This window comes from Burkholderia sp. AU6039, assembly GCF_002223365.1.
In the GTDB taxonomy this organism is placed as follows: domain Bacteria; phylum Pseudomonadota; class Gammaproteobacteria; order Burkholderiales; family Burkholderiaceae; genus Burkholderia.
On sequence record NZ_NKFK01000003.1, the window covers coordinates 413,097 to 425,281 of the forward strand.

Genomic DNA, 12,185 nt, shown 5'->3' on the forward strand with positions numbered 1-12,185 from the left:
ATGCGCTCCTTCAAAGGGTGATACCGGTTAACGAATGGATGGTACGCCGGTAGCGTTCGACGACCTGCTGTTCGTCGAATTCCGACGTGACCTTCTGCCGGCCGCGCGCGCCCATCGCGTCGCGGCCGGCCGTTCCGAGTTCGATCATGCGGAGCAACTGCTCCGCGAGGCTCGCGCTGTCGCGCACGCGGCACAGGAAGCCCGTTTCGCCGTCGGCGACGACGTCGCGGCAGCCCGGCACGTCGGTCGCGACGATCGGGCGGCCCATCGCCGACGCTTCCATCAGCGTGCGCGGCACGCCTTCGCGGTACGACGGCAGCACGACGCAGTCGGCCGCCGCGATGTGCGGGCGCACGTCGTGCGCTTCGCCGAGATAGTCGATCACGCCTTCGTCGGCCCACGCATCGACATCCGCGCGGCCGATCGCGCTTGGATTGTCGACGCCGAGCGGCCCGAGCAGCTGGAAGCGCGCATTCGGGAAGCGCGCGCGCACGATGCGCGCGGCCTCCACGTATTCGCGCACGCCCTTGTCCCACAGCAGCCGGCCGATCAGGATGAAGACGGGCGCGTCTCCGGCCGGCAGCGGCACGGGCGCGAACTGTTCGAGATCGACGCCTTCGCCGTGCAGCAGCCGCGCGCGCTCGGGATGCGCAAGCAACTGCTCGTCGGTGAAGGTCGCGAGATCGTCGCGGTTCAGGAACCACACCTCACGCGGGAAGCGGAACGCGAACCGGTACAGGCGCTTCGCGACGCTTGCCGCGCGGCTCTTCTGGATGAAGACGTAGCCGAGCCCGGTCGTCACCGCGATCGACGGCACGCGCGCGAGCCACGCGGCGACCGAGCCGTAGATGTTCGGCTTGATCGTGTAATGGAACACGAGATCGGGCTTCAGCGCGCGGTAGTGACGCACCAGCGCGGCGAGCGTGCCGAGATCCTCGCGCGGGCTCGTGCCTTTCGAGGCGACCGCGAGCGCCACGTAGCGGCAGCCCATCTGCTCGAGCAAGGGCACCGTGCGGTCGTGCGGCGCAATGACGATGACCTCGGCGCCGCGCGCGACGAGCGCACGGATCAGCCCGTGGCGATACGTGTAGATCGCCCAGGCCGTGTTGCAGACGAGCGCGATGCGCAGCGGGGAGGTGACGGACATGAAAAAAAGAATAAATAAAGCGTCGAAATTGCCGAAAGGGCCGGATGCGCGTCAGGGGGACGGCCGCGCGGCGAACAGCGTCTGCTTGATCCGCTGCAACGTCCGGTACGGTGTCACGAAATGCAGCAGGTTCTTGGCGAGGCCGGCCCAGTCGTACGGGTTCAGCACGTTGAAGTGGCTCAGCAGCAGCGTGAGCGTCGACACCAGCTGGCGCCGGCGCTTGGTCGCACTGATCCCGCCCTCGTTCAGTTCGTAATAGAGGCCCAGTTCCGGCAGGTTCGCGCAATCGTAGCGTTGCATTAACCGTAAAAAAAGATCGAGATCCTCGGCCGCGCGGTATTTCGCCCGATAGTTCCCCACTTCACGTACGGCGTCGATGCGCAGCATCACCGACGGATGCACGAGCGGCGAGCGCAGGAAGCGCGTGCGGCGCAGCGTGCGCGGGTCGGCGGGCGGGGTCAGCATGAAGCGCGGCTCGCCGGCGCGGGACACGACTTGCGTCCACATGCCGACGCAGGCCACGCGCGGGTGGGCGCCGAGATACGCGCGCTCCTTCGCGAGGCGCTGCGGCGCGGCGAGATCGCCCGCGTCGATGCGCGCGGCATAGCGGAAGCCGCGCGCGGCGAGCGCGTCGATGCCGGCCGCGAGCGCACGCTCGATGCCGCCGTTCTGCGGCATGCGCAGCACGTCGATCGTGAGACCGGGCAGGTCGGGCGCGACGATCGGCGGCGTGCTGCCGTCGTCGACGATCAGCACGTGCACGGGCGTGTCCTCGCGAAACGACGCGAGGGTCCGGACGACGTCGTCGTGCCCGTTGTAGGCCGGCATCAGCACGGCCACGTCGTCGAGCGGGGTCGGGCAATCTGGGGACGTCATGGTCGCAGCTTGAAACGGATGTAATAAAAATTGACGGCGGCGGCGGCCAGGTAGCCGGCCGCCAGCCCGACGAGCGCGCCGTACAGGCCGAGCCGCGGGATCGCGAACAGGTTGACGAGCGCCGCGATCGCGAGCGCGAGCAGCCATTTCGACAGCAACACGAATTTTGCTTGATATTTGAGAACGATAAGATTGCCTATCGCCTCGATGCCGGCGGGTACCGACAGCCAGACCGCCCAGCGGAAGATGTCGACCGAGGCTTCGTAGCCGTGGCCGAACACCTTGCCGACGATCAGCGGGGCGGCGGCGTCGAGCACGAGCGCGCCGGCCGTCATCAGGCCGGCCGTCATCGCAATCAGCCGGACGATGTTGCGGCGCAGCCGCGCGACGTCCTGCACGCGGTAGACGAAGGCGGGCGCGATCGTCTGCGCGAGCATCAGCGCGAGCGTGATCCAGTTCTCGTTGAGCTGCTGCGCGGCCGAGTAGCGGCCGAGATCGGCGAACGACACGTGACGCTCGAGCATCAGGCGGTCGAGCTTCAGGAACAGGTACATGCAGATGAGGCCGAGCCAGAACACGGTGCCGGCCGTTGCAAAGTGCCTGAACAGCGGTTTGTCGAACGTCCAGCCGAGCGCGCCGCCGTTACGATGCCGGTAGTACAGCAGCAGCGCGAAGCCGATGGCGGCCGCTTCGAGCGCCCACAGCCACGCGAAGCGGGCGGGGCCCGCGGCCGCGCGGACCAGCAGCCAGACGAGCAGCGCCTTCACCAGCGCGGTGACCATGCTGGTGACGAGCTGCGGCTTGCTGTAGGTCATGCTTTGCAGCCACGCGTTGATGACGCCGACGAACGGCTCGCGGAACACCATCGTGACCGCGAGGCCCGCGAGCATCGCGCCGACCAGCGGATCGAAGGCGCCCGCGGCGATCGCGACCCAGGTCGCGCCGAGCGCGGCGACGGAGACGGCGATGCGCAGCGCGAATGCGCTGCCGAGCACCGCGCCGAGCTGGGCGGGCGGGCGCTGGACGATGGTCGGGACGAGGATTTCCGCGCCGCACACCCAGGTGAGCGGCGCCAGTACGAGGAGGAGCGTATTCGCATACTGCCATTTGCCGAACACATCTGGCCCGAAATAACGGGCCAGCAGGCCGCTGATCGCGATCGCGACGCCGATCTGCGTGAGCCGTTCGAGCCCCAGCCAGACGAGATTCGCGACGGCCTTCGCGACGTCCGGGTTGCCGAAGCGCTTCAGCATGCGCGGCAGCGGCGTGCGCGCGAGGCGGCCGGCAGGGCGCCCGGGGGCTGCAGATTGGCGGCGACGGGGCGGCTAGGCATTAAAATGGGCGGTATGCGCGTCATCAAAACCCGCGATTATAAGTGGGATTGGGGTCGCTCCCGCCGTTCCGCGCCAGCGGTTTCACGCCGTGCCGGGCCGCATGTATCATGCGCGGCACCGGCGAGCGGCGGCCAGGCAAGCCAGACATTTTTCCATGCACGCAACTGAGAGAAGAGAATCGATGATCTCCCAATCCATCTTCAAGGCATATGACATTCGTGGCGTGGTCGGCAAGACGCTCGACAACGACACCGCGCGCGGGATCGGCCGGGCATTCGGCAGCGAAGTGCGTGCGCAGGGCGGCGATGCGGTCGTCGTCGCGCGCGACGGCCGCCTGTCCGGGCCGGACCTCGTCGGCGCGCTGGCCGATGGCCTGCGTGCGGCGGGCGTCGACGTCGTCGACGTCGGCATGGTGCCCACGCCGGTCGGCTATTTCGCGGCGAACGTCCCGCTCGCGCTGAAGGGCGGCGAGCGCCGCGTCGATTCGTGCATCGTCGTCACGGGCAGCCACAACCCGCCCGACTACAACGGCTTCAAGATGGTGCTGCGCGGCGCCGCGATCTACGGCGAGCAGATCCAGGCGCTGTACCAGCGCATCGTCGACGAGCGCTTCGAGACGGGCAGCGGCTCGTACGAACAGTTCGACGTGGCCGATCAATACATCGCGCGCATCGTCGGCGACATCAAGCCGGCCCGCCCGATGAAGCTCGTCGTCGACGCCGGCAACGGCGTGGCCGGCCCGCTGGCGACGCGCCTGTTCAAGGCGCTCGGCTGCGAGCTCGTCGAGCGCTTCACCGACATCGACGGCACGTTCCCGAACCACCACCCCGATCCCGCCCACCCGGAAAACCTGCAGGACGTGATCCAGGCGCTGAAGGACACCGACGCCGAGATCGGCTTCGCGTTCGACGGCGACGGCGACCGCCTCGGCGTCGTCACGAAGGACGGCCAGATCATCTATCCGGACCGCCAGCTGATGCTGTTTGCGGAAGAAGTGCTGTCGCGCAACCCGGGCGCGCAGATCATCTACGACGTGAAGTGCACGCGCCACCTCGCGCAATGGGTGAAGTCGAAGGGCGGCGAGCCGCTGATGTGGAAGACGGGCCACTCGCTCGTGAAGGCGAAGCTGCGCGAGACGGGTGCGCCGCTCGCAGGTGAAATGAGCGGCCACGTGTTCTTCAAGGATCGCTGGTACGGCTTCGACGACGGTCTCTACACGGGCGCGCGCCTGCTCGAGATCCTCGCGAAGACGGCGGATCCGAGCGCGCTGCTGAACGGGCTGCCGGACGCGATGAGCACGCCCGAACTGCAGCTGTGGCTCGACGAAGGCGAGAACTTCCGCTTGATCGACAAGCTGCAGAAAGAGGCGAAGTTCGACGGCGCCGAGGAAGTCGTGACGATCGACGGCCTGCGTGTCGAGTACCCGGACGGCTTCGGCCTCGCACGTTCGTCGAACACGACACCGGTCGTCGTGATGCGTTTCGAGTCGGAGACGCAGGAAGGGCTCAAGCGCATCCAGGAGGACTTCCGCCGCGTGCTGACGGCCGCGAAGCCGGACGTCAAGCTGCCGTTCTGAGCGTCGGCGGCCTCGGGCCGCCACCGGCGCGACGGTGAGTCCGATCGTCGCGCCATCCCCGAAAAGCGGCGCACGCCAAGGGCGTGCGGCCGCTTTTTGTCTGTGTGACTCGCCGGGCGGGATAAAATCCTCCCTTTCTGCTTGTCGCCGGCTGCCTGCCGGCGTTTTTTCAGCGTGCAAAAGATCCTGATCGTGCGCGTGTCGTCGCTGGGCGACGTCGTGCACAACATGCCGGTGATCGCCGATATCCGGCGCCGCCACCCCGATGCGCAGATCGACTGGCTCGTCGAGGAAAGCTTCGTCGACCTGGTCAAGCTCGTCGACGGCGTGCGCAACGTGCTGCCGTTCTCGCTGCGCCGCTGGCGCAAGAAGCCGTTCTCGGGCGCCACGTGGCGCGAGATCCGCGCGTTCCGCCAGCGCCTCGCGGCCGAGCAGTACGACCTCGTGATCGACTGCCAGGGCCTCATCAAGACGGCCTGGGTCGCCAGCTGGGCGCGCGGCCCGCTCGTCGGGCTCGGCAACCGCACCGACGGCGCCGGCTACGAGTGGCCCGTGCGCTTCTTCTATCGCAAGCGCGTGCCGATCGCGCCGCGCACGCACGTCGTCGAGCGCTCGCGGCAACTCGTCGCGGCCGCGCTGGGCGACCCGGCGCCGACGCCGGCCGATCCGGTCGAGTTCGGCCTCGATACGCGCGCGGCGGCGCTCGCGGTGGCCGCGCTCGGGCTGAACCTGCCGGTGCCGTACGTGGTATTCGTTCATGCGACGTCGCGTGCCGACAAGCAGTGGCCGGACGCCGCGTGGATCGAGCTCGGCCAGGCGCTCGTGCGGCGCGGCGCGTCGCTCGTGCTGCCGTGGGGCAACGACGCGGAGCGCGCGACCAGCGAGCGGCTGGCGAAAGAGTTCGGCGCGGCGGCGATCGTACCGCCGCGGCTGTCGCTGCCGGCCGTGGTCGGGCTGATCGACGGCGCGGCCGCCACCGTCGGGGTTGATACAGGTCTGGTTCACATCGCGGCCGCGCTGAAGCGTCCGACGGTCGAACTGTACAATTTCGCGACGGCCTGGCGGACCGGCGGCTACTGGTCGCCGAACGTCGTCAATCTCGGCACGGCGGGGCAGCCCCCGTCGATCGCGCAGGTGAAGTCGGCGCTCGCGGGCTTCGGTCTCCTGTAACGCAGTCACACGCGCGAACCCACGCGAACCGAACATGAGCGAATCCCAGATCATCGAAGTCCCGTCCGCCGACTGGAGCGGACACAACCTGTCGGCGCCGCGCGAGCAGCTGCTGGCCGCCGTCGAGGAAGGCAAGGTGCTGTATTTTCCGCACCTGCGCTTCGCGATCGAAGGCGGCGAGGAAGCGCTGCTCGATCCGGCGCTCGCCGACCCGAAACGCAAGAACATCAGCCTCGCGCCGAACGGCGGCGCGCTCGCCGGCGTGCTCGGCGATAGCGTCACGCAGTCGGCGGTGCGCGCGCTCGTCGCGCGCTTCCAGCAGCAGGCCGGCACGCTCGTCGACGGCCTCTTTCCCGAATACCGCGGCAAGCTGCGCGTCGCGCCGACCAGCCTGCGGCTGCTGCAGGTCGAGACGCGCCAGACGTCGTGGCGCAAGGACGACAGCCGGCTGCACGTCGACGCGTTCCCGTCGCGGCCCAACTACGGCGAGCGCATCCTGCGCGTGTTCGCGAACGTGAACCCGGCCGGCGTGCCGCGCGTGTGGCGCGTCGGCGAGCCGTTCGAGGACGTCGCGAAGCGCTTCCTGCCGCACATCAAGCCGCAGTTGCCGGGCGCCGCGTGGCTGCTGAACCTGCTGCACGTGACGAAGTCGCCGCGCAGCGCGTACGACCACCTGATGCTGAACCTGCACGACAGCATGAAGGCCGATCTCGACTACCAGAAGACGAGCCCGCAGGAGACGATGCCGTTTCCGCCGGGCTGCGTGTGGATATGTTTCTCCGATCAGACTTCGCACGCTGTGATGTCCGGCCAGTTCATGCTCGAACAGACCTTCTTCCTGCCGGTCGACGCGATGGTGCGCCGCGAATGCGCGCCGCTCGGCATCCTCGAACGCCTGACGGGCAGGGCGCTGGTTTGAGCGCGCATTTTCGTCGAAGCAAGACAAGGGACGCGGCATGCTGAGGGTGATCTATCGCGCGCTGTGGTGGCTCGTCGCCCCGATCGCCGTCATCCGGCTGTACGTGCGCTCGCGCAAGGAGCGCGGCTATCGCGAACACATCGGCGAACGCTTCGGCCACGTGGCCGGCCGCTCGCGCGACGACCGTGCGCCGCTGATCTGGGTGCACGCGGTATCGGTCGGCGAGACGCGCGCGGCGCAGCCGCTGATCGACGCGCTGATACACGCGCGTCCCGATGCGCGCATCCTGCTCACGCACATGACGCCGAGCGGCCGCGCGACCGGCGAACAGATCTTCGGCGATCGCGTGCTGCGCTGCTACCTGCCGTACGACATGCCCGGCGCGGTGCGACGTTTCCTGCACGCGTGGCGGCCGACGCTCGGCCTCGTGATGGAAACCGAGGTGTGGCCGACGCTGATCGACGAGTGCCGCCGCGCGGACGTGCCGCTGGTGCTGACCAATGCGCGCATGTCCGCGCGTTCGTTCCGGCGGGCATCGAAGTTCGGCGCGGCGACGCACGACGTGTTCGGCGGCTTCTCGCGCGTGCTCGCGCAGAGCCCGGCCGATGCGGAGCGGCTGACGTCGCTCGGCGCGCGCAACGTGACCGTGCTCGGCAACCTGAAGTTCGACATGACGACGCCCCCGGAGCTCGCGGCGCGCGGCCATGCGTGGCGCGAGGCGATCGGTACGCGGCCCGTGTGGGTGGCCGCGAGCACGCGCGAGAACGAGGAAGCGCTGGTGCTCGACGCATTCGCGGCGATGCGCACGCCCGGCGCGCTGCTGGTGCTCGTGCCGCGTCATCCGCAGCGTTTCGCCGAGGTCGAGGCGCTCGTCGAGCGCAGCGGCCTCAAGTGCGTGCGACGCTCGGTGTGGGCGGCAGACAAGGCCGCGCTCGCGTCTGGCCGGCCGGCGGCCGAGCCGCTGCCGGATGACGTGACGGTGCTGCTCGGCGATTCGATGGGCGAGCTCGGCGCGTATTACGCGGCGGCCGACATCGCGTTCATCGGCGGCAGCCTGCTGCCGCTCGGCGGCCAGAACCTGATCGAAGCATGCGCGGTCGGCGTGCCGGTGCTGATCGGCAAGCACGTGTTCAACTTCACGCAGGCGACCGCCGACGCGGTCGCGGCTGGTGCGGCGCTGCAGGTCGAGGATCCGCTCGATCTCGCGCACGTGCTCGACGCGCTGTTCGCCGACAAGGCGCGGCGCATCGCGATGGGCGCGGCGGGCGCGGCGTTCGCATCGCGGCACCGCGGCGCGACCGCGCGCACGGTCGACGTGCTCGCGGCACTGTTGCCGCCCGCCGAACGCGGCGGGCGCGCGCTGCAGGACGTGCAGGACCCGTCCGACGACTAGACGAAGGCGGTGCCATGCCGCCGGAAGCCCGCGTGGCGGCACCGCGAGGCGCCGCCTCGTCGCTCAGACCGTCAGCAAACCCTTCTTCTCGATGAACGCGATTACGTCCGCGACGCCTTCGAGCGCCTTCAGGTTCGTCATCACGTAAGGCCGCTCGCCGCGCATCTTCTTCGTGTCGGACGCCATCACGTCGAGGTTCGCGCCGACCAGCGGCGCGAGGTCCGTCTTGTTGATCACGAGCAGGTCGGACTTCGTGATGCCGGGGCCGCCCTTGCGCGGAATCTTCTCGCCGCCCGCGACGTCGATCACGTAGATCGTCAGGTCCGACAGCTCGGGGCTGAAGGTCGCCGCGAGATTGTCGCCGCCCGATTCGATGAACACGATGTCGGCGTCGGGAAAGCGCGACAGCATCCGGTCGACGGCCTCGAGGTTGATCGACGCGTCCTCGCGGATCGCCGTGTGCGGGCAGCCGCCCGTCTCGACGCCCATGATGCGCTCCTCGGGCAGTGCGCCCGCGACCGTCAGCAGCCGCTGGTCTTCCTTCGTATAGATGTCATTGGTGATCGCGACGAGGTCGTATTTGTCGCGCATCGCCTTGCACAGCATTTCGAGCAGCGTGGTCTTGCCGGAGCCGACGGGGCCGCCGATGCCGACGCGCAGCGGCGGCAGTTTCTTCGTGCGGCGGGCGGAGGAGGGAGCAGGTGCGTTCATGGCGGGTAGCGTCGGGTTCAGGAGCGGAACAACCGCGAATACTGGGTTTCGTGCCGCGCGGACAGGATGCCGAGCTGCGGCGCGAACGTGTTGACGGCGTCGGGCGGCGTCGCGAGCGCGCGGCGCACGGCCGCGTCGATCGCGCCGCGCAGCGCGACGATGATGCGTTGCCCGGCGAGCTGGCCGAGCGGCACGGCCTTCAGCGCGGCGGACGTCTGGTTCTCGACCCAGCCGAATGCGTACGCGGCGAGCACCGCATCGGCGCTCGCGTCGTGCGCGGCGGCTGCGTACGCGAATGCGGTGGGCAGCGCGATCGGCGCAATCGCCGCGAGCGTCGCGCGGCGTGCGCCATCGCCCCATTCGAGCGATGCGCAGAGCTGTGCGAGCGACCAGCCCATCTGTTCGGTCTCGCGGCGCAGTTCTGCCGATTCGCGGCTCGCGATGAACCACGCATTCTCGGCCGCGAGCGCCGGCGCGTCGTGCGCGTGCCAGCGCGCGAGTTGATGCGCGAGGAACGGCAGCTCGCCATGCGCGAGCACGTCGGTCAGGCCGCTCGCGATCCAGTCGCGCGCGGTATCCGCGTCGTGAATCAGGTTCGCGTCGAGCGCCGCTTCGAGCCCCTGCGAATAGCTGAACGCGCCGATCGGCAGCGCCGGCGATGCAAGGTGCAGCAGCGCGACGAGTTCAGTGGTGGTCATGGCCGTGGCCGTGCGCGCAACCGGGACCATGCTGATGGTCGTGGTCGTGGTCGTGGTCGTGGTCGTGGTCGTGCGAATGGGAATGCGCGTGGCCGTGATGCTCGCCGAACACCTGCTGCGCGAGCGCGTAATCCTCGGCGAAGGTCGCGTCGTGCCCGTGCTTGTGGCCGCCGCCGTACGCGCCGGCTTCCGGCTGGAACGGCGCAAGGGTCTCCTCGACCTGCGTGCCGAGCCGGCGCAGCATGTCCGCGAGCACCGGGTCGGCTTCGAGCTTCAGGTAGCCGTCGCCGATCTCGACCGGCGTGTGGCGGTTGCCGAGGTGGTATGCGGCGCGCATCAGCGTGAGCGGGTCGGCCGCGTGCACGCGCAGCACGGTCTCGGGCGCCGCGGCGACGCGCACGAGCGCGCCGTCGTCGGCGACGAGCACGTCGCCGTCGCGCAGGATCGTGCCGCGCGGCAGCAGGACCGCGACGTCCTCGCCGGTGTCGAGCGTCGCCGCGAGGCGGCTCTTGCAGCGGGCGTCATAGGCGAGCGTGAGCGTCGGCGCGCGCGCGACGAGCGACGCGGCGAGTTTCACGTTCGGGGCAATGCGTTTGTCGAGGGTGCGCATGAATCGAAAGCCGGCAATCAGGTCAGAACAGGAAATAGCGCTGCGCCATCGGCAGCACCGTGGCCGGCTCGCAGGTGAGCAACTGGCCGTCGGCGATCACGTCGTAGGTTTCGGGGTCGACGCTGATCGACGGGCGCCACGCGTTGTGGATCATGTCGGCCTTCGTCACGTGGCGGCAGTTGCGCACTGGCACGATCTGCTTCGCGAGCCCGTAGCGTTCCGCGATGCCCGCGTCGGCGGCCATCTGCGACACGAAGGTCAGCGACGTGCGCGCGAGCGCGCCGCCGCGGGTGGCGAACATCTCGCGATAGTGGACCGGCTGCGGCGTGGGAATCGACGCGTTCGGGTCGCCCATCTGCGCCATCGCGATCATCCCGCCTTTCAGGATCATCGTCGGCTTGATCCCGAAGAACGCCGGCTCCCACAGCACGAGGTCGGCCCACTTGCCGGGCTCGATCGAGCCGACTTCATGCGCGATGCCGTGCGTGAGCGCCGGGTTGATCGTGTACTTCGCGACGTAGCGCTTCGCACGGAAGTTGTCGTTGCGCGTGCCGTCTTCCGGCAGCGCGCCGCGCTGCACCTTCATCTTGTGCGCGGTCTGCCAGGTGCGGATGATCACCTCGCCGACGCGGCCCATCGCCTGCGAATCGGACGACAGCATCGACAGCGCGCCGAGATCGTGCAGGATGTCTTCGGCGGCGATCGTCTCGCGGCGAATGCGCGATTCGGCGAACGCGAGATCCTCGGCGATCGACGGATCGAGGTGATGGCACACCATCAGCATGTCGAGATGCTCGTCGAGCGTGTTGATCGTGTACGGGCGCGTCGGGTTGGTCGACGACGGCAGCACGTTCGCCTCGCCGCACACCTTCAGGATGTCGGGCGCATGGCCGCCGCCCGCGCCTTCGGTGTGGTACGTGTGGATCGTGCGGCCCTTGAACGCGGCGACCGTCGATTCGACGAAGCCGCCTTCGTTCAGCGTGTCGGTGTGGATCGCGACCTGCGTGTCGGTGTCGTCGGCGACGGACAGGCAGTTGTCGATCGCCGCGGGCGTCGTGCCCCAGTCCTCATGCAGCTTCAGCCCGATCGCGCCGGCCGCGATCTGCTCGACGAGCGGCTGCGGCAGGCTCGCATTGCCCTTGCCGAGAAAGCCGAGGTTGATCGGCCAGCCGTCGGCGGCCTGCAGCATCCGCTCCATGTGCCACGGGCCCGGCGTGCAGGTCGTCGCGTTGGTGCCGGTGGCCGGCCCCGTGCCGCCGCCGAGCATCGTCGTGACGCCCGACGCGAGCGCCTCGTCGATCTGCTGCGGGCTGATGAAGTGGATGTGCGTGTCGATGCCGCCGGCCGTCACGATCAGCCCTTCGCCGGCGATCACCTCGGTCGCGGCGCCGATCGCGATCGTCACGCCCGGCTGGATGTCCGGGTTGCCGGCCTTGCCGATCGCGGCGATGCGGCCGTGCTTGATCGCGATGTCGGCCTTCACGATGCCCCAGTGATCGAGGATCACCGCGTTCGTGATGATCGTGTCGGGCACGTCGGCGGCCACGCGCTGCGACTGGCCCATCCCGTCGCGGATCACTTTCCCGCCGCCGAATTTCACTTCCTCGCCGTAGGTCGTGAAGTCGCGTTCGATCTCGATCAGCAGGTCGGTATCGGCGAGCCGGACGCGGTCGCCCGTCGTCGGCCCGAACATTTCCGCGTACGCGCGGCGGCTCAAGCGTAGTGTCATGGTGCTGTTCCTGAAGAGCGGG

Annotated in this window: 11 protein-coding genes; 4 read left to right on the forward strand and 7 right to left on the reverse strand. The window is 69.0% G+C overall.

Annotated elements, in window-relative coordinates:
* Positions 1 to 10 precede the first annotated feature (10 nt).
* The 3 genes from CFB39_RS04440 to CFB39_RS04450 are packed head-to-tail and all read right to left on the reverse strand — an operon-like array spanning position 11 to position 3,276.
* Entirely contained in the window at positions 11 to 1,147 is a 1,137-nt protein-coding gene (locus tag CFB39_RS04440) for a glycosyltransferase family 4 protein (RefSeq protein WP_089472279.1), read from the reverse strand.
* 51 nt (positions 1,148 to 1,198) lie between these two features.
* Positions 1,199 to 2,023: a glycosyltransferase gene (locus CFB39_RS04445; protein WP_089472280.1), complete on the reverse strand. Its 825-nt coding sequence runs from the start codon at positions 2,021 to 2,023 to the stop codon at positions 1,199 to 1,201.
* The gene (locus CFB39_RS04450; RefSeq protein WP_089472281.1) at positions 2,020 to 3,276 is read right to left on the reverse strand and encodes a lipopolysaccharide biosynthesis protein; all 1,257 of its coding nucleotides are present in this window, start codon (positions 3,274 to 3,276) and stop codon (positions 2,020 to 2,022) included. The genes CFB39_RS04445 and CFB39_RS04450 overlap by 4 nt, the downstream gene beginning before the upstream one ends.
* A gap of 262 nt (positions 3,277 to 3,538) precedes the next feature.
* Between CFB39_RS04450 and CFB39_RS04455 the strand changes: the two genes are divergently transcribed.
* From CFB39_RS04455 to waaA, 4 genes are all read left to right on the forward strand, one after another.
* Positions 3,539 to 4,933: a phosphomannomutase/phosphoglucomutase gene (locus CFB39_RS04455; protein ID WP_089472282.1), complete on the forward strand. Its 1,395-nt coding sequence runs from the start codon at positions 3,539 to 3,541 to the stop codon at positions 4,931 to 4,933.
* Positions 4,934 to 5,107: 174 nt separating this feature from the next.
* Complete coding sequence (gene waaC / locus CFB39_RS04460) at positions 5,108 to 6,103, forward strand: lipopolysaccharide heptosyltransferase I (protein ID WP_089472283.1); 996 nt, start codon at positions 5,108 to 5,110, stop codon at positions 6,101 to 6,103.
* Between the two features lie 34 nt (positions 6,104 to 6,137).
* Positions 6,138 to 7,022: a Kdo hydroxylase family protein gene (locus tag CFB39_RS04465; protein ID WP_089472284.1), complete on the forward strand. Its 885-nt coding sequence runs from the start codon at positions 6,138 to 6,140 to the stop codon at positions 7,020 to 7,022.
* A gap of 37 nt (positions 7,023 to 7,059) precedes the next feature.
* Positions 7,060 to 8,415, forward strand: coding sequence for a lipid IV(A) 3-deoxy-D-manno-octulosonic acid transferase (waaA, locus tag CFB39_RS04470; RefSeq protein ID WP_089472285.1), 1,356 nt, complete (start codon positions 7,060 to 7,062; stop codon positions 8,413 to 8,415).
* Between the two features lie 63 nt (positions 8,416 to 8,478).
* On the opposite strand, the gene ureG is transcribed toward waaA, so the two are convergent.
* Genes ureG through ureC form a run of 4 tightly spaced genes read right to left on the reverse strand, consistent with a single transcriptional unit; the run spans position 8,479 to position 12,163 of the window.
* The gene (gene ureG / locus CFB39_RS04475; RefSeq protein WP_046196649.1) at positions 8,479 to 9,126 is read right to left on the reverse strand and encodes an urease accessory protein UreG; all 648 of its coding nucleotides are present in this window, start codon (positions 9,124 to 9,126) and stop codon (positions 8,479 to 8,481) included.
* A gap of 17 nt (positions 9,127 to 9,143) precedes the next feature.
* Positions 9,144 to 9,824, reverse strand: a complete 681-nt coding sequence (locus CFB39_RS04480; RefSeq protein ID WP_089473220.1) for an urease accessory protein UreF — start codon at positions 9,822 to 9,824, stop codon at positions 9,144 to 9,146.
* Positions 9,811 to 10,434 (reverse strand): urease accessory protein UreE, encoded by a 624-nt coding sequence (ureE, locus tag CFB39_RS04485; protein WP_089472286.1) that lies wholly within the window; start codon positions 10,432 to 10,434, stop codon positions 9,811 to 9,813. Before ureE ends, CFB39_RS04480 begins: the two co-directional genes overlap by 14 nt.
* 22 nt (positions 10,435 to 10,456) lie before the next feature.
* Positions 10,457 to 12,163, reverse strand: coding sequence for an urease subunit alpha (ureC, locus tag CFB39_RS04490; RefSeq protein ID WP_089472287.1), 1,707 nt, complete (start codon positions 12,161 to 12,163; stop codon positions 10,457 to 10,459).
* Positions 12,164 to 12,185: the final 22 nt, after the last annotated feature.

Bases quoted from the DNA above. Each gene is read 5' to 3' on its own strand.
- CFB39_RS04455 (WP_089472282.1), top strand. From the start codon at position 3,539: ATGATCTCCCAATCCATCTTCAAGGCATATGACATTCGTGGCGTGGTC.
- CFB39_RS04450 (WP_089472281.1), bottom strand. From the start codon at position 3,276: ATGCTGAAGCGCTTCGGCAACCCGGACGTCGCGAAGGCCGTCGCGAAT.
- CFB39_RS04480 (WP_089473220.1), bottom strand. From the start codon at position 9,824: ATGACCACCACTGAACTCGTCGCGCTGCTGCACCTTGCATCGCCGGCG.
- waaA (WP_089472285.1), top strand. From the start codon at position 7,060: ATGCTGAGGGTGATCTATCGCGCGCTGTGGTGGCTCGTCGCCCCGATC.
- CFB39_RS04465 (WP_089472284.1), top strand. From the start codon at position 6,138: ATGAGCGAATCCCAGATCATCGAAGTCCCGTCCGCCGACTGGAGCGGA.
- CFB39_RS04445 (WP_089472280.1), bottom strand. From the start codon at position 2,023: ATGACGTCCCCAGATTGCCCGACCCCGCTCGACGACGTGGCCGTGCTG.
- CFB39_RS04440 (WP_089472279.1), bottom strand. From the start codon at position 1,147: ATGTCCGTCACCTCCCCGCTGCGCATCGCGCTCGTCTGCAACACGGCC.
- ureG (WP_046196649.1), bottom strand. From the start codon at position 9,126: ATGAACGCACCTGCTCCCTCCTCCGCCCGCCGCACGAAGAAACTGCCG.
- ureE (WP_089472286.1), bottom strand. From the start codon at position 10,434: ATGCGCACCCTCGACAAACGCATTGCCCCGAACGTGAAACTCGCCGCG.
- ureC (WP_089472287.1), bottom strand. From the start codon at position 12,163: ATGACACTACGCTTGAGCCGCCGCGCGTACGCGGAAATGTTCGGGCCG.